The sequence below is a fragment of the Nonomuraea sp. 10N515B genome (assembly GCF_052245915.1).
GTDB lineage: Bacteria > Actinomycetota > Actinomycetes > Streptosporangiales > Streptosporangiaceae > Nonomuraea.
The window spans coordinates 1-16,461 of sequence record NZ_JBQQBQ010000001.1; the positions used below are offsets into that span (position 1 = coordinate 1).

Consider the following 16,461-nt stretch of genomic DNA (forward strand, 5'->3'; position numbering starts at 1 on the left):
CGGACACAAGCGGGGCTTGTGGAGCGCCCGTTGCGTTGAGAGGCGCACGGCGGGTGCGGGAAGCGGTCCGGAGAAACGGGCTGGCCGAGAGGCCAGAACCGCGCTCCGGGCCGACTTTCACGAGTTCACGACCTTCCGCCAGGGCCGGTTCGCGTCACTGAAGGAGTGCGATGCGGCGATTCGGCAGGCCCGCCACGAACTCGAGTGGATGGGGCAACTGCCCGCTCAGGCCGCGCAAGCCGTACTGAAGACCTACCGGCAGGCGTGGGCGAACTACTTCAACCCCGACCACCCGGCCAAGCGCCCGACGTTCAAGGGCCGGTTCTCCTCCCGGATGGCCGTGGACGTCCCCCAGGCCCGCGACTTGCAGATCACCCGGATCAACCGCAGGTGGGGTGCGGTGAACCTGCCCAAACTCGGGCGGGTGAGGTTCCGCTGGACAAAAGATCTGCCCGGTGTCACCAAGGGCGGACCATCCGGCAGGGTCACCGGGGCTCGACTGGTGAAACAAGCCCACGGGTGGAACATCGTCTTCCGTACCGAGCTGCTCGTATCCGCCCCCGTCCTGCATACCGGGCCGAAGGCCGGCATGGACCGGGGCATCACGGTCCCCCTCGCCCTGTCCAACGGGGAACACCTTCGGCACGGCCCGTGGCTTACCAGCGGGCAGAGCGAGCGGCTCTTGCGTCTGGAGCGCAAAAGCGCCTGTCAGCGTGCCACCCGCGAGAAGGGCGTCCCGGTCTCCAACCGGGAACGCCGCACCTACGACCAGATCGCCCGGCTCCGCGCGACAGCCAAGCGCCGAGCCGTCGACTGGCAGCATCAGAGCACGACCGACCTCGCGCGGCGGTTCAGCGCGATCGTGGTCGAAGACCTGAAAATCACCGACATGGTGGCCTCGGCGTCCGGGACCGCGCAGGAGCCGGGGGCCGGCGTCGCCCAAAAGCGGGGCCTGAATCGCTCGATCGCGGGCGAGGCGTGGGGTCGAACGGTGGAGTTCCTGACCTACAAGAGCGCCGACCGCGGCGGCGTGGTCGCCACGGTCCGCCCACACGGCACCAGCCAAGAATGCCACCGCTGCCACACCACCACTGCAGGATCACGCGAAACGCAGTCGCGGTTCGCGTGCCAGAACCTGGCATGCGGATGGATCGGCAACGCCGATACCAACGCCGCCCGAAACCAGCTTCATCGGTACAACTCTGCCGCCGGACGGGCGGTCACAGGACGTGGAGACTCCGGGATACCGGGGCCTGTGAAGCGTCAAGCATCCTGTCCCACAGCCTCGCCCGCACCCGCGCCGCGAGCTGCTGCGTAAGCAGCACAGGAATCCTCCACATTCATGTGGAGGAGCACGTCAAGGGCTCATGGCGCTGGCCGAGGGCCGAGGAGGATCCGGCGGCCGCCAGCGGGATGAATCTGCTGAGCGGGTGGCTGGTGGTTCCTGCTCAAGGACATCGAACCGGGCGACCTGCTGCAGTCGGTGCGGGTGGCCGCCCGGGGCGAGGCGCTGCTGTCGCCGTCGGTGACGCGCCGCCTGATCGAGGAGTACGTGAGCACGCCGCCACGTCCGGCGCCCGTGCCGGGGTCGGAGCGGCTGACGGGGCGGGAGCGGGAGATCGTGTCCCTGGTGGGGCGGGGCATGTCGAACGAGGAGATCGCCGCGCATCTGGTGATCAGCGAGGCCACCGCCAAGACGCATGTGAGCAGGTCGATGACCAAGCTGGGCGTGCGTGACCGGGCGCAGCTGGTCGTGTTCGCGTACGAGTCCGGGCTGGTGGTTCCGGGCGGGCAGGGTTAGAAGGCCACCAGGAACCCGCCGCCGCGCAGGCCGGGTCAGCCGTTGACGGGCTTGCCCAAGGCGCTGCCCGCGAGCCAGTCTTCCCAGGACTTCGCCCACGGCGTGGGCCCGTTGCCGAACTGCAGCTTCCTGGACGTTCCCGTCACCTCGATGATGTCGCCCCGCTGGGTGAACTCGTAGAACCAGCGGGCGTTCGCCGGGCCGGCGTTCACGCAGCCATGGCTGACGTTGCGGCTGCCCTGCGCCCCGACCGACCAGGGGGCGGCGTGGAAGAAGGTGCCGCTGTAGGTCATCCGGACGTTCCATTGCGTACGGATGCGGTATTCGCCCGGCTTGCCGATGGTGGCGGAGTCCATGACGAGGTCCCCGGCCTTCTCCTGGGCGATCATGACGCCGGAGTAGCTGTCGTCCCCCGGTTTTCCGAGGCTGACCGGGATGGTCTTGACGACCTTCCCGTTCTCCCGGACCACCGCCTGGTGGGTCTCGGCGCTGACCTTGGTGATGTGCGAGGGCCCGACCGTGAAGGTCAGGCTGCGGTCCCTGGTCCCCCACAGGCCGGCGCCCGCGCGCAGTCCGGTCAGATGCGCCACCACCGTGACCTTCTCACCGACCGGCCAGTACTCGCGCGGCCTGAACTGCACCTCCCGGTCGCTCACCCAGCTCCAGGCCCCTTCGACCGGCTTGGACATGCGCACGACGAGCGCCCGCTCGATTCTGGCCCGGTCCTGCTTGGCGGTGATCGGCTGGGACAGCAGGAGCTGCACGGGCATCCCGACGCCCACCTTCTCACCGTCCAGGGGCGACATGCCGCTCTCCAGCACCCGTTTCGGCTTCAGCGTGGTGAACCTGGCCTGCGCCGCGACCGGCTTGCCGTCCGTGCCCGTCGCCTCCGCGCTGACGGTGTACGCCGTGGACGGCCGTAATGCCCATCGGGGACGCCACGTCCCGTCGGCGGCCACCGAGCCGCGTACCTCCCGGCCCTTGGCGTCGGCGACGGTCAGCTTGGTGACCTTGCCGTCGGTGACCTTGACGCTGATCCCGGTGTCCGGGGGCACCTTCTTCGTGCCGTCGGCAGGGGTGATCGCCACCTTGGCCACCGGCCCTTGCTCCACAGGTCTGCCCGGCGCCGGGGTGCCGCCGCCGGAGGTGCATCCCGCGATCAGGAGCACCGCCGCGGCGAGGATACTCGCGATGGTCCGGCCGTTCCGCATCGTGGATGCCTCCCGTGCCCGACAAAAAGGTCACCGTTGGACTTTCTTCCCGCGTTGGCAGGGTTGACACAAGGCCGGCGCCGGTCTTCCCTCGACGGTACGGGGATGATCGGAAGGGGAGCTGCCATGCTCGCGCTGCGTCGGTCCGTCCTTGCCCTGGTATGCTCCGCCGCGCTGGTCGCCGTCCCCGTCGATCCGGTGCTGGCCGCGACCCCCGCCCCGGGCGGGCCCGGGGCACTGTCGCACTTCGGGCTGGCGCGCAAGGACTGCGTGGGCACGGCCGCGAACAAGACGTCCAAGGTCTGGTACACGGTCGCGGGCGGCGTCCTGTCCGACGTGTACGAGCCCACGATCGACAACACGAACGTCGAGACGATGCAGTTCGTGGTGACCGACGGCAGCACGTTCACCGAGCTCCAGTCGCGCGACACCACGTACGAGGTGGCCACCGACCGCTCCGGCATGACGTGCACGATCACCTCGGCCGGCAAGAACGGCCGTTACCGGCTGACCACGACCTACCTCACCGACCCGGACAGGAACGCCGTCGTCGTGCGGACCCGGCTGCAACCGCCCGGGCTGCGGTTGTACGTGCGCCTGGACGCGAGCGTGAACGGCAGCGGCGGCGGCGGCCCGGCGAACGGCGGCGCGGACAGCGGCGTCGTCGACGGGGCGACCGGCGCGCCGGTGATCGCGGACGAGAACACCGAGACCTCGGCCCCGGCCCGCGACTACGCGGTGCCCACCCACCTGGCGCTGCGGGCCGAGCGGCGGCTGCCGCAGGCGAGCGTCGGGTACGCGGGCACCTCCAGCGACGGCGCCGCCCAACTGGACGCCGCCCGCACGCTCACCCCCTACGCCGAGGCACCGGACGGCAACGTGGTCGCCACCGCCCGGCTGCCGCTCGACGCGGGCGGCGAGGTGACGTTCGCGCTGGGGTTCGGCCGCAGCAGGGCCGCCGCGCTGCGGGTCGCGGGCGAGGCCGCCGCCCGGCCGTTCCCGGCGACCCGCGCCCGGTACGAGGGCGGCTGGGCGGCCTACGACGCCGGGCTGCGCCGGCCGCCGGCCGCTCAGGCGGACTTCTACCGGCTGTCGGCCAACGTGCTGAAGGCCAGCGAGGACAAGACGTTCCCCGGCGCGGTCGTGGCGTCGCTCGCCAGCCCGTGGGGGCAGGCGGTGTCGGCGGGCGACCTGGTCGGCGGCAAGGCGGTCTACTTCGGCTCCTACCGCGAGGTGTTCTCGCGCGACCTGTACGAGGCGTTCACCGGTTTCCTGGCCGCCGGCGACGTGGCGACGGCCAGGGACACGGCCCGGTTCCTGCTGGAGCGCCAGCAGCTGCCGGACGGGCGGCTGCCGCGGAACTCGCTGCTGAACGGCGCGCTGGCGCCCGACTCGGGCGGCGACCAGCTGGACGAGACCGCCTATCCGATCCTGATGGCCTACCAGTCCGGGCTGACCGGCGTGTGGGACGACGTGCGGGCGGCGGCCGACTTCCTGGTGTCGCACGGTCCGGCGTTCGGGGTGGAGCGGTGGGGAGGAGCAGTCGGGCTACTCCCCGTCCACGATCGCGGCCGAGATCGCCGGGCTGGTCGCGGCCGGTGAGCTCGCGGCCAGGCACGGCGACCAGGCGCGGGCCAGGCTGTACCGGGCCACGGCCGATCATTTCGCGCGGTCGGTCAAGGGGTGGACCGTCACGACGACCGGGCCGTACGCCTCGCGCTACTTCCTGCGCCTGTCCCGCGACGGCGATCCGGACGCGGCGGTGTCGTACAACCTGGGCAACGGCGGGCCGACCGAGGATCAGCGGCGGGTCGTGGACGCCGGGTTCCTGGAGCTGACCAGGCTCGGCATCCTGCCGCCTGACGACCCGGACGTGCTGGCCGGCCTGCCGGTCGTGGACCGGGTGATCAAGCGCACGACGGCGAGCGGCCCCGGCTGGTACCGCTACGGCTCCGACACCGAGGGCACCGAGGACGGGTACGGCGACTGCTACGAGCCCGACCCGACGTCCTGCGCGCCCTCGGGCAAGCCGTGGCTGACCGGCAACACCGGCTCGGGACACGTGTGGCCGGTCTTGGCCGGGGAGCGGGCCGAGCAGGCGCTGCAGACGGGCGACCGGGGGACCGCGGCGGCGCTGCTCGAGGCCATGCGCGGCATGTCGTCGGGCACCGGGCTGGTCCCCGAGCAGGCGTGGGAGAACCCCGACCTGGCCGCCTCGCCCTACGGCGCGGACCCGGCCACCGCCTCGATCGGCATGCGCGACGGCGGCCCCGCCGGGTCGGCGTCGCCGCTCACCTGGGCGCAGGCCCAGGCGTTGCGGCTGATCCTGTCGCTCGGCTCCACCCGCCCGGTCGAGCAGCCCGATGTCGTCCGCCGGCGCTACGTCGACCGCGGCATGCCACAGGCCGCCCCGCTCACCGTGACCGCCCCGGCCGACGGGACCGCGGTGGCCGGCACGTCGGTCACGGTCGAAGGCAGCACGGCGCCCGGCGCGCGGGTGGACGTCGCCGCGACGCCCATCGACACCGGCGCCCCCACCCGGATCGTCTCGGTGCGGGCGGGCGCGGACGGCGCGTTCACGGCCCAGGCGCCGGTGTCGTTCGGCGAGGTCGTGCTCACGGTGACCGCCACCTCCTCGGACGGCCGCACCGCGCACGCCCGGCGCACGGTGATCGGCGACATCGTCGGCGCCACGACCGTGCTCGACGTGACCGACCCTGACGGGGACGACGACGGGCCGGGCACCTACGCGTACCCCACGGCCGCCGACTTCCACGACGGCGCCTTCGACCTGCGCAGATTCCAGGTGATCACGGACGCGACGACCGTCTACCTGCGGGCGGAGCTCCGCGACCTGTCCCCCACGTTCGGCAACCAGATGGGCGCGCAACTGCTCGACGTGTACGTCCAGGACCCGGCCGTGGCGGCGCGGTCGACCGAGGCGGCGTTCCCGCAGCGTAACTACCGCATCGCCGAGCAGGATGCGTGGACGCAGCGGGTGGAGGTGCAAGGGTTCGCCGCACCGGTGTGGGTGACGGCCGGCGGCGCGGCCCAGGCGGGTGCGGCGGTCCGGGCCTCTGGGACGACGCGGACGATCACCGTCGCGCTGCCCAAGAGCACGTTCGGCACGCCGGGGCCCGGGTGGCGGTTCGCGGTCGTGCTGACCGGGCAGGACGGGTTCAGCGCCGACCAGGCCAGGGGCTTCGCCGCGACGCCGCAGCCGTACCGGTTCGGCGTGTGCGCCGCGGGCGGGACCGATCCGCTGTGCGCGGCGGATCCGGGCACCGTGCCCAAGGCGATGGACGTGATCGTGCCGGCCGGGCAGACTCAGGCGGACGTGCTCAACCCACTGCCCGGCCCCGTCGCCGTGCCCGCCGTCCCGGTCCCCTGATCACCGCATCCACGTGCCGGACCCACCGCCGGAGCTCACCGCATCCACGTGCCGGCACCGGCGCCTGGACTCACCGCGTCCACGAGCGTTGAGCGGCGTCGCGGAGGCGCCGCCCCACGGGGGCGGGGACGTCGCCGTTCGGCGCCGGCGGCACGAGCACCGCGGTCTCCTCCTCGGTGACCGGCCGCTCGACCTCGGCGAACCCGCCCTCCGGACCGCGTACGATCACCCCGGTCTCCACGCCGTGGGCGGCGGTGTGCCGGTCGCGGGCCTGCAGCCCCAGGGCGATGCGCCGGGCGACGATGAAGCCCAGCACCGGCCCGGCTACGACCGCGACACGGAAGATCCACGTCGTCGCGTTGAGCGAGATGTGGAAGGTCGAGGCGATCAGGTCGTTGCCGCCGGCCATCCACAACACGCCGTAGTAGACGACCCCGGCGATGCCGATGCCGACCCGGTTCGGCACGTCACGCGGCCGGTCCAGCAGGTGGTGGATGGCGTGGTCGCGGGTGATCCACCGCTCGGCGAACGGGTACACGGCCAGCGCGGTGAACAGCAGCCCCGGCGCGCCCAGCGCGGGGATCAGCACGCTCATGGTCACCGTGGAGCCGAAGACGGTGAACTCCCACGGCGGCATGATCCGCAGCGCCCCCTCCAGGAAGCCCATGTACCAGTCCGGCTGCGAGCCCGCGCTGACCGTGCTCGGCACGTACGGGCCGTACAGCCAGACCGGGTTGACCTGGAACACGGTGGCCAGCAGCGCGACCACCCCGAGCACCCACAGGAAGTACACCGTCGTCTTGGCCAGGAACGCCGGGAAGAACGGCGCCCCCCGCACCACCCGGTCGCTCAGCCCTTTGGCGCGGAACTGGGTGTGCGTCTGCCGCCAGGTCAGCACCACCGCGTGCAGCGGGATGAGCAGGAGCAGCAGCCCGGGGATCAACAGCACGTGGATGCTGTAGAGCCGGGCGATGATGTCGTCGCCGGGGAACTCGCCGCCGAACAGGAACGCCGCCAGATACGTCCCCACCAGCGGCACCGACAGCGTGACGCCGTGCAGGATACGCAGCCCCGCGCCGGACAGCAGGTCGTCGGGCAGCGAATACCCGAACAGCCCGTTGAACATCACCAGCACGAACAGCAGCACGCCGATCAGCCAGTTGAGGTCCCGGGGCTTGCGGAACGCGCCGGTGAAGAAGTTGCGCAGCAGGTGGGCGACGATGGCGGCGAGGAAGACGAGCGTGGCCCAGTGATGCATCTGCCGCATCAGCAGGCCGCCGCGCACCTCGAAGCTGATCTCCAGCGTGGAGGCGTACGCCTCGCTCATCCGCACCCCGCGCAGCGGCACGTAGGCGCCGTTGTAGACCACCTCATGCATCGCCGGTTTGAAGAAGAACGTGAGGTACACGCCGGTGAGCAGGACGACCACGAAGGAGTACAGCGCGATCTCCCCGAGTAAGTACGTCCAGTGATCGGGGAAGACCTTGCGCATCGCCTTCTTCATGAAGGCGGCCCCGCCGATCCGGTCGTCGAGCGCCTTGGCCAGTGAGCTGCCCTTCATCGCCACCCCACGTCAGGTCGGTTTATCCGTTCACCTCCATGACGCTCCCGGGCGACGAAATGTGACACTCAGGCGAAACGTTCGACCGTGACCGGGATCAGCCCCTGCTCGCGGATGGCCTCCCGATGGTGGTGGAGCAGCGCGCCGAGCATGGCGAGCGGCCCGGCGCCGAGCCGTACGGTCACGTCCACGCACCACGCGATGCCGGCCCCGATGCGGCGCAGCTCCCAGCTGAACCCGTGGCCGCCGGCGCTGCCCGACGCCTTGCCGACCACGCGCGGATCGCCGGTCGGCTCCAGCCGCAGCACCGCCTGCGCCTTTGCCAGCCCGTCCGCGCCCAGCTCGCCGGCGAACAGGATGCGGTAACGGCACGCCCTGGTCGGCGCGGTGCCCAGTTGGCGGCCGTGCCCGCCCTCCCCGTCCCCTGATCCGGTTGTCCTGGCGGCTTGCCCGGATCCGGCCAGCCATCATCGGGCCGAGCAGCGTTTGGAAGGTGCTCAACTGGTTCGCTCTCAAAGACTGATCGCACCTGGCGGCGACCCATCGCTCAAACGTTCTACCCAGAACAGGCGCGTCTTGGTAGTCTAACAGTCACTCACCGTAAAGATTGCGAGGTGGTGTGCAGGTCATGCAGGGGGAGGACTCATGCATGCGACCGGCCCTATGCCGAAGTGGAGATTGCGAGTAGTCCATTCATGGCGTAACCGGATCCCCCGCGCGTAAACGCGGGGGCCTTCAGCGTGTGATAGCTGAGGCCCATGTGTTACCAGCACCAGCCAACACCAAGGTAGGAGGTGACCAACGTTGGCTACGTTCCGCGCAGGACAAAAGACCCACCAGGCTGTGCCTCCTCAGCAGCCTGCTCTGGAACTCGGTCCAGCAGACAACCCCGGGATCAGGGACGAAACGGGGACCGAGGGCCGCCGCCGAGCGGCACCCGGCGCGGGACATGTGCGAGAGGAGACCCTCGGCAGTTCACCTGCCGCCGAGGGCGTCACCCCGGACCACCCGGTTCGGGAGCAGGCACGTGAGTGCCACCCGTATGTGTTCGTGCTCGACAAGCACGGACATCCTCTGCAACCCTGCGCCCCCGCACGAGCCCGCAAGCTCCTCAAGATGGGAAGAGCCGTTGTTCACCGGCATACGCCGTTCGTCATCCGCCTCAAGGACCGCACCGCCGCCGACAGCGAGATCGATGGGGTGGAGTTGGGTGTCGACCCCGGCTCCCGGCACACCGGGATCTCGGTGTTCACTGCCCAGGCCGGCGAGCGTCGCGCCAGGTTCGCGATCCAGCTCGATCATCGCGGCGCCTCGATCCGCACGAAGATGCAGCAGCGGGCCGCCTACCGGCGCGGCCGCCGCAGCCGGAACCTGCGCTACCGCGCGCCGCGCTTCTCCAACCGAACCCGGCCGTCAGGCTGGCTGGCGCCATCTCTCCGCCACCGTGTGGTCACGACCGCATCATGGGTGGACCGTCTGGCCCGCTGGGCACCGGTGCGGGCGGTGCACGTGGAGCGGGTCGCGTTCGACACCCATGCCGTCTCCGCTGGTCGGTCTTTGCAAGGGGTGGAACACCAGCGGGGCACCCTCGCTGGGTACGAGGTCCGGGAGTATCTGCTGGCCAAGTGGAAGCGGCGGTGCGCTTACTGCGGCGGTGCGGGTGTCCCGTTGAACATCGACCATATCCACCCCCGCAGCCGCGGCGGCACCGACCGGGTCGACAATCTGACCCTGGCCTGCGTGTCATGCAACCAGGCCAAAGGCAACCAGCCCATCGAGGATTATCTCGCCCGCAAGCCGAACCTGCTGGCGAAGATTCTCGCACAAGCTAAGGCCCCACTCCGAGACGCCGCCGCCGTGCAGACTACCGGTTGGGCGCTGTGGCGGGAGCTCAATGCCCGTCTCCCGACCCATGTGGCCTCCGGGGGCCGCACCAAGTGGAACCGCACTCGAATGGGACTGCCCAAGGCCCACACCTTAGACGCCCTGGCCGTTGGCAAGCTGGACTCCATCACCGCAACCGTGTCTGCCGTGCTTGTCATCGGGTGCACCGGCCGCGGCACTCACGCCCGGACCCGCACCGACAAGCACGGCTTTCCTCGCCTTCGCCTGCCCCGGCACAAACGATTCTTCGGCTATGCCACCGGCGACCTAGTGACCGCCGTCGTACCCACCGGCAAGAGGCAAGGCACCCACACCGGCCGCGTCGCCGTCCGCGCGACCGGCAAGTTCAACATCACCACCGCCCACGCAACCGTCCAAGGCATCAGCCACCGTCACGTCCGGCTGCTGCAACGAGCGGATGGATACGCCTACACGTTTCAGGAGGAATCATCCCGGCTGTAGGCCGCTTTCTTCTCCTGCCTGAACGCAGGGCCTCCACGCGGTGATCTGATGAGATCAGGCGAAGCGCTCAACCGTCACCGGGATCAGCCCCTGCCCGCGGACGGCCTGCCGGTGGTGGTGCAGGAGCGCGCCGAGCATGGCGAGCGGCCCGGCGCCCAACCGTACGGTCACGTCCACACACCAGGCGATGCCGGCCCCGATGCGGCGCAGCTCCCAAGTGAAGCCGTGGCCACCAGCACTGCCCGACGCCTTGCCGACCACGCGCGGGTCGCCGGTCGGCTCCAGCCGCAGCACCGCCTGCGCCTTCGCCAGCCCGTCGGCGCCGAGCTCGCCGGCGAACAGGATGCGGTAGCGGCGCGCCTTGGCCGGCGCGGTGCCCAGATGGAGCGGCGCGGAGGCGGGAAGAGGCTGGCGGCGCCGGAAGAAGTCGCGCAACCGATCCTCCTGGGGCAGCTCGCCCCCGCCGAGGTACGCGTAGGCGTCGCGGGCGTCCCGCCGGTCCACCGGCATCACCCTCCTGCGCAGGGCGCCATCGGACCGGATGGCCCGGCTCACCTCCGGGGCCGCCAACCAAGCGCCAGTCTCCGATCCCCATTCGGCGCTGTCGATGCCGGCCGCGGTGAAGTCCTCGCCGAGCACGAATTCCTCCACCAGGACTCCTGCCGGTGACCGGTCATTCACGGAGGTGGAGATTAGGTAGTAGTCCAGTCCCATTCTTCGCATGATCCTCGGCCTGGGAACGGGGGATCAAGCAACGCGCCGGTCCGGCGGACCGCCAACTCGTTTCATCCGGAAAGCGGTCTCCCGCGAACTAAGGACGAACGACAGCTGTCGAACTCATATGGGGCGGTCCCGGCGAGAGCCGGGACCGCATGCATGCGCGGGGCGACGAGCCTGGGGGCGGAGAGCGGCAGCTTACGTGACCAGCGGAGTCCCCGTGCGAGCGCGACCATCAGACACAACCGCACCGGGGCGGTGCTCAAGGGGGATCAATGAACATCGATGCTGGATCGCGCCGGGCGGCACGGCCTGGGGCGAGACGGGGGGTGGCGAGGATGCTCGCCACGGCCGTCCTGACCACGGCGGCCTGCGTCACCGGCCAGCTGGCGGCCGACACTGGAACGGTCCAAGCGGCAGTGCGGCCCGGCGTCAAGGACGGCGGCGTCACCGCGTTACCTACGGGCACGGATCTGGCCGGGACCTGGTCGAAGGCATCGCAGGCGCTGATGCGGCCGCTGCTCGCCGCGGCGCGCGACGTGCGGGGCCGCCCGGTCGACTGCCGCCGCGTCAAGTGTGTGGCGCTCACCTTCGACGACGGGCCCGGCCTGTACACGGACGCGCTGCTGCGCCGGCTGAAGGCCCACCGCGCGCGGGCCACGTTCTTCGTCGTGGGGCAGAACGTCACCGCCTACCCCGCCATCCTGCGCCGCACCGTCGCGGCGGGGCACGAGATCGGCGGCCACACCTGGTCGCACGCCAACCTGACCCGGCTGCCTGCTGCCGCGGTCCGCGCCGAGTTCGCCCGTACCGACCAGGCGATCAAGGCGGTGACGGGGCTCGTGCCGCGCCTCATCCGTCCGCCGTACGGGGCGCTCAACGCCTCCGTGCGCATGCAGAGCACACGACCGATGGTGATGTGGAGCGTGGACACCCTGGACTGGCTGCACCGTGACAGCGCCAAGGTCACCAAGAAGGCCCTCAAGGCGGTGCGCCCCGGCAGCATCGTGCTCTTCCACGACATCCACCCCACGACGGTGCGGGCCATGCCGGGGATTCTGAAGACTCTGTCCGCGCGCGGCTACACGTTCGTCACCGTCAGCCAGTTATTCGGCGGCAACCCACCGCCCGTGGCCTACAGCGGCGCCTCCAGCCTGCTCTGAGCTCCCGCTCATCCGGAGGCCGTCCGGACGAGGAGCAGCGCGTCCTGGCCGGACGCCGCGCCCCACACCTCACCGGGGCGGCCGTGGATCTGGCGCACCGCCGCGGCCTCGCCGTTCGCGGGAGTGAAGCGCTCGGTGGCGGGGTCGAAGCTGATCAGCCGGTCGCTGCCGAAGTCGCTGATCCAGACGATGTCGGCGGAGTCGACGTAGACGGCGTACGGCTGCGGGGCGTCCCCGGGGAGCCGCCATTCCTTCCACGCGTCTGAGGCGGGGTCGTAGCGGCCGAGGCGGCCGCCGTTCCACTCGCTGACCCACACGCGGCCGGTGCTGTCGGCCCAGACGCGGCGGGCGCCCTGGCCGGCGGTCGGAGGTTCGAGCACGGTGGCGCGGCCGGTGTCCGGCGCGATCCTGGCGATGTGGCTGCCGGCCAGCGAGGCGTAGTAGACGGCGCCATCGGGCGTGGCGGTGATCCCGTACGGTCCGGGACCGCGCGGGGCGTCGTACACGTCGATCTTTCCCGTGTCCGGCGCCAGCCGGCCGTAGACGCCGCTCTGGCCGGTGAACCAGAGCACGCCCGCGGCGTCGAACGCCGCCGTGTTGAGGTCGGCGCCCGCGCGGTCTCCGGGCAGCGGGTGGGTGCGTACCTGGCGGTTGTCCGCGTCCACCCGGACGATCGCGTTGAGCCCGCTGTCGGTCACCCAGGCGTGCCCGCCCGGCCCGGTGATCACGCCGTGCGGTCGGGAGCCGTCGCCCAGCGGCACCTGCGTCACCTTGCCCGTCTTGGGGTCGAGGTGGCCGAGGTAGCCCGCGCTCTGCGCGGTGAACCACACACCGCCGTCGGCGGCGGGGGCCACGTCGTGCGGCCCGGCTCCGCTCGGCACCTCGAACCGCTGCACGGCCGGCCCGGCGGCCGCACCGGTCTGCGCGGGGCCGGCCGTCTGAGCAGGAGGGGCGGTGGGTGCGGCGGTGCAGGCGGCGAGCACGAGCAACACCGCGAGCGGTGCGCTTCGCGTCAGTACGCTTGCCAAGCGGGTCACGGCTACTCCTTCAGTGATCGCCAATCGTCGACGCCGATCCTGGCCACCGGCTCGGTACCACCGCCGGGGGCGAAGACGAACGTCTCACCCTCAGCCGAGGACAGGCCCGTGGCGCGGGACAGATTGAAGCCGTGCGAGACCAGCACGGTGTTGACGCCCTGGGCGGGGCGGCCGGACAGCAGCCGGCGAAGGGCCGCGGCCAGCGCGTCGTCGTCGGTGCCCGGATGGATCTCGTTGATGAGGTCACGGCTCTCCCGCGCCTTGCCGAACGCGAGCTCGGCGGTCTCACGGGTGCGCCGGTAGGGGCTGGCGAGCACCTCGCCGATGGGGATGCGCAGCCGCCTGACGGCCTGGCCGATCTCCCGTGCCTGCGCTCTGCCCTCCGCGGAGAGGTTGCGCTGCGTGGAGGGGTCGGAAAGGTCTGGGTTGGGGTCGTCCTGGGTGGCTTCGGTCGCCGTGTGGCGGATGTAGAGGACATAGCCACCGCGCCGCAACCGCCCGACCAGCCCGGCGTCCGCCGTGGCCGGCCCACCGTCCGCCGTCGCGCCGGCCTCGGGCGACGTCGCGGGGACGGATGACGACGCGGCGGGTGCCGGTGATGGTGCGGCGGGCAGGGGGGCCGGCCCGCCGCAACCGGCCAGGAGGCAGGCGCAGGCGGCAAGCAGCGCCAGGCTGGACCTCACGCCCACGACGCTACGCCTGCCGACCGCAAAGCCGCGTAAAAGTGTCAGCCTCCCGCGGGGTACGGCGGGCCGAGGCTCCAGGCCCGGGCCGTCTGGTCCCTACTGCCGCTGACGGCGATCGGCCGGCCGTCGAGCAGGCCGACCGCCACCGACCAGACGCTGTCGGCGTGCCCGGTGAACGGCGTGCCGAGCGGCTTTCTGGTGCCCAGGTCCCACACGCGCACGGTCGCGTCCTCGCCGCCGGTCACGGCCACGGGCGTGCCGTCCAGGTTGCTGATCGCGACCGACCAGACCCAGCCGGTGTGCCCGGTCATCGGCGCGCCGAGCTCCTTCCTGGCGCCCAGGTCCCACACCCGCACCGTCATGTCCTCGCCGCCGGTGACCGCGACCGGCGTGCCGGCCAGGTTGCCGATCGCCACCGACCGCACCCACCCGGAATGCCCGGTCATCGGCGCGCCGAGCTGCTTCCTGGAGTTCAGGTCCCACACCCGCACGGTCGCGTCGTCGCCGGCGGTCACCGCGATGGGCGCGCCGCCGACCTGGCCGACGGCCACCGCCCACACCGCGCCCTTGTGACCGGCGAGCGGCGCGCCGAGTTGCTTGCCCGTCCGCAGGTCCCAGACGCGCGCGGTGTCGTCGTCGCTCGCGGTGACGGCGACCGGCACGGCATCGAGCTGGTCGAGCGTGGCTCCTCTGACCCATTCCGTGTGCCCGGCGAGCGGCCGGCCGGCCTCCTGCGAGGTACGCAGGTTCCAGACGCGGGCGGTCTCGTCGTCGGAGCCCGTCAGCGCGACGGGGACGCCGCCGAGCGTGCCGACGGCCACCGCCCGCACATCGTTGGTGTGGCCGGCCAGCGGCTTGCCGAGCTCCTTGCCGAACGGGGCGCCCTGCGCGGTCGTGCGTACGGGTCCGGGGTCGCGGGTGACCCGCGGCTGCGGCCACATCACTACCGCCACCACCACGGCCGCGAGCGCCGCGGCGACGGCCGCGAGCGCGCTCCTGGGCACCCGCCGCGCCCGCGACGTCGCGGGCGAGGGCGGGGTCACCGACTCGGTGATCTCGGCGGTCGGGAGGGTGTCGCCGCCGGTCAGGGCGCGGACCAGGTCGTCGGCCGTGAGCCGGCGTCCGGGGTCCTTGTTCAGGCAGGAGGTCACCAGCGGCAGCAACGATTCCGGCACGCCGGTCAGGTCCGGCTCCTCGTACAGCAGCGCGTGCAGCACGGCCGGAACCGACGCGCCCGCGAACGGCCTGCGGCCCGTGGCCGCGTACACCATCGTGGCGGCCCAGCTGAAGACGTCGGCGGCCGGCCCGATCTGGTCGGAGCTGACCTGCTCGGGCGCCATGTATCCGGGTGTGCCGAACGCCCCGGACTGGGTGACCGCGTGCTCGAGGGCCCGTGAGATGCCGAAATCGATCACCACCGGGCCCTCGGGGCCGAGGATGACGTTGGCGGGCTTGAAGTCGCGGTGCACGACCCCGGCGCGGTGGATCGCGGCCAGCGCGGTCGCGGTCGCGACCGCCAGCCGATCCAGCCCGCCGCCGGTGCGCGGGCCCTCCTGCCTGACCACGCGGTCGAGGGACTCGCCGCGCACGTATTCACTCACGATGTACGGCCGGTCGTCATGCATTCCCATGTCGAGGACCCTGGCGGTGCAGAACGGCGCCACCCGGCGCGCGAGCTCCACCTGCCGGAAGAATCGGCGGCGCTCCTCGGCGTCCTCCGACATCCGGGCGTGCAGCACCTTGATCGCGACCTCGTCGCCGTCCGGGCTCAGGCCGCGATACACCGTGCCCTGGCCGCCGTCACCGAGAGACCCGGTGAGCCGGTAGCCGGAGATCTGCCCAAGGCCGGGCTGTGGACGCGACAATGCCCACCTTCTTCGTGTCAGCAGGGACCTCAGCACCGGATACTACGATCGAAAAGGGTTGGCTGGATTACCCGAAGAGGGGACATAATCGGGCACCGGCCTCGCTTTCCGCCGGGCATCACCGGAAAGACATTTCCCGTTAGCCGATTATTCAGATATCCATCCAGCTTTGTATTCTGAGAGGTTTTCGTGACACCTGGTGTTCGATTGATCCGCAGCCCCGACCTCGCGCAGACCGTTGAGTACGCGTACGCGGCCGTCGCCGACGTGCCGGTGCGAGCCATCTGGGCGGCCGGCGCCTGCCCGCTGGACGCCGACGGCACGACCGTCGCCGTGGGGGACGTCGCCGGGCAGACCCACCAGGTGATGCGCAACCTCGTCACGGCGCTCGGCAGCGCCGGCGCCGCGTTGACCGACGTCGTCAAGACCACCGTGTACGTGGCCTCGTCCCGGCGGGACGACCTGGTCGAGGCGTGGAAGGTCTACCGCGACCACATGGGCGCCCACGACGTGCCCAGCACGCTGCTCGGCATCACCGTCCTCGGCTACCCGGACCAGCTGGTCGAGGTCGAGGCGGTCGCGCTGATCACCTCGCCGGAGTAGTCCTGGCACTCACGTCGCGCATCGCCCGGCTGCCGCCGACCGGCGCGAAGGCCGGCCGTCACGGGCATCCGGCGAGGTGC

At 71.5% G+C, this 16,461-nt stretch carries 13 protein-coding genes and 1 pseudogene; 7 read left to right on the forward strand and 7 right to left on the reverse strand.

Going from position 1 to position 16,461, the window contains the following annotated elements; translation table 11 throughout:
- Positions 1-178: 178 nt before the first annotated feature.
- The gene (locus tag ACTWQA_RS00005; protein WP_443157635.1) at positions 179-1,318 is read left to right on the forward strand and encodes an RNA-guided endonuclease InsQ/TnpB family protein; all 1,140 of its coding nucleotides are present in this window, start codon (positions 179-181) and stop codon (positions 1,316-1,318) included.
- Positions 1,319-1,426: 108 nt separating this feature from the next.
- Positions 1,427-1,801, forward strand: a pseudogene (locus ACTWQA_RS00010) (response regulator transcription factor); the annotation flags it as partial.
- Positions 1,802-1,836: 35 nt separating this feature from the next.
- On the opposite strand, the gene ACTWQA_RS00015 reads toward ACTWQA_RS00010, so the two are convergent.
- Positions 1,837-3,012, reverse strand: coding sequence for an Ig-like domain-containing protein (locus ACTWQA_RS00015; RefSeq protein ID WP_443157239.1), 1,176 nt, complete (start codon positions 3,010-3,012; stop codon positions 1,837-1,839).
- A 126-nt stretch (positions 3,013-3,138) separates the two neighbouring features.
- On the opposite strand from ACTWQA_RS00015, the gene ACTWQA_RS00020 reads away from it, so the two are divergent.
- Together ACTWQA_RS00020 and ACTWQA_RS00025 are read left to right on the forward strand one after the other, a co-directional pair.
- A complete protein-coding gene (locus ACTWQA_RS00020; protein ID WP_443157240.1) occupies positions 3,139-4,614 on the forward strand; it encodes a hypothetical protein in 1,476 nt (491 codons plus the stop codon).
- Positions 4,598-6,403: a glucodextranase DOMON-like domain-containing protein gene (locus ACTWQA_RS00025; protein ID WP_443157636.1), complete on the forward strand. Its 1,806-nt coding sequence runs from the start codon at positions 4,598-4,600 to the stop codon at positions 6,401-6,403. Before ACTWQA_RS00020 ends, ACTWQA_RS00025 begins: the two co-directional genes overlap by 17 nt.
- Before the next feature lie 70 nt (positions 6,404-6,473).
- Here the strand turns inward: ACTWQA_RS00025 and qcrB are convergent, their stop codons facing one another.
- Both qcrB and ACTWQA_RS00035 read right to left on the reverse strand, forming a co-directional pair.
- Complete coding sequence (qcrB, locus tag ACTWQA_RS00030; RefSeq protein WP_443157241.1) at positions 6,474-7,964, reverse strand: cytochrome bc1 complex cytochrome b subunit; 1,491 nt, start codon at positions 7,962-7,964, stop codon at positions 6,474-6,476.
- 68 nt (positions 7,965-8,032) lie between these two features.
- Complete coding sequence (locus ACTWQA_RS00035) at positions 8,033-8,272, reverse strand: hypothetical protein (RefSeq protein WP_443157242.1); 240 nt, start codon at positions 8,270-8,272, stop codon at positions 8,033-8,035.
- Positions 8,273-9,008: 736 nt separating this feature from the next.
- On the opposite strand from ACTWQA_RS00035, the gene iscB reads away from it, so the two are divergent.
- On the forward strand, positions 9,009-10,310 hold the full coding sequence (gene iscB, locus ACTWQA_RS00040) for an RNA-guided endonuclease IscB (protein ID WP_443157243.1): 1,302 nt from the start codon (positions 9,009-9,011) through the stop codon (positions 10,308-10,310).
- Between the two features lie 54 nt (positions 10,311-10,364).
- On the opposite strand, the gene ACTWQA_RS00045 is transcribed toward iscB, so the two are convergent.
- Positions 10,365-10,961 carry a hypothetical protein gene (locus ACTWQA_RS00045; protein ID WP_443157244.1) on the reverse strand — a complete coding sequence of 199 codons (597 nt, stop codon included), beginning with the start codon at positions 10,959-10,961 and terminating at the stop codon, positions 10,365-10,367.
- Between the two features lie 404 nt (positions 10,962-11,365).
- Here ACTWQA_RS00045 and ACTWQA_RS00050 point away from each other — a divergent pair, with 404 nt between their 5' ends.
- Positions 11,366-12,190: a polysaccharide deacetylase family protein gene (locus tag ACTWQA_RS00050; protein WP_443157245.1), complete on the forward strand. Its 825-nt coding sequence runs from the start codon at positions 11,366-11,368 to the stop codon at positions 12,188-12,190.
- An 8-nt stretch (positions 12,191-12,198) separates the two neighbouring features.
- On the opposite strand, the gene ACTWQA_RS00055 is transcribed toward ACTWQA_RS00050, so the two are convergent.
- The 3 genes from ACTWQA_RS00055 to ACTWQA_RS00065 are packed head-to-tail and all read right to left on the reverse strand — an operon-like array spanning position 12,199 to position 15,778.
- The gene (locus ACTWQA_RS00055) at positions 12,199-13,227 is read right to left on the reverse strand and encodes a Vgb family protein (protein WP_443157246.1); all 1,029 of its coding nucleotides are present in this window, start codon (positions 13,225-13,227) and stop codon (positions 12,199-12,201) included.
- A gap of 2 nt (positions 13,228-13,229) precedes the next feature.
- Positions 13,230-13,910, reverse strand: coding sequence for a histidine phosphatase family protein (locus tag ACTWQA_RS00060; RefSeq protein WP_443157247.1), 681 nt, complete (start codon positions 13,908-13,910; stop codon positions 13,230-13,232).
- A gap of 44 nt (positions 13,911-13,954) precedes the next feature.
- Positions 13,955-15,778 (reverse strand): serine/threonine-protein kinase, encoded by a 1,824-nt coding sequence (locus ACTWQA_RS00065; RefSeq protein ID WP_443157248.1) that lies wholly within the window; start codon positions 15,776-15,778, stop codon positions 13,955-13,957.
- A 207-nt stretch (positions 15,779-15,985) separates the two neighbouring features.
- Between ACTWQA_RS00065 and ACTWQA_RS00070 the strand changes: the two genes are divergently transcribed.
- Positions 15,986-16,381, forward strand: coding sequence for a RidA family protein (locus ACTWQA_RS00070; protein WP_443157249.1), 396 nt, complete (start codon positions 15,986-15,988; stop codon positions 16,379-16,381).
- Positions 16,382-16,461 lie beyond the last annotated feature (80 nt).

What these genes read in the sequence shown, in the direction of transcription:
- ACTWQA_RS00015 (WP_443157239.1), bottom strand. Translation starts at nt 3,012, where the DNA reads ATGCGGAACGGCCGGACCATCGCGAGTATCCTCGCCGCGGCGGTGCTC.
- ACTWQA_RS00020 (WP_443157240.1), top strand. Translation starts at nt 3,139, where the DNA reads ATGCTCGCGCTGCGTCGGTCCGTCCTTGCCCTGGTATGCTCCGCCGCG.
- qcrB (WP_443157241.1), bottom strand. Translation starts at nt 7,964, where the DNA reads ATGAAGGGCAGCTCACTGGCCAAGGCGCTCGACGACCGGATCGGCGGG.
- ACTWQA_RS00050 (WP_443157245.1), top strand. Translation starts at nt 11,366, where the DNA reads ATGCTCGCCACGGCCGTCCTGACCACGGCGGCCTGCGTCACCGGCCAG.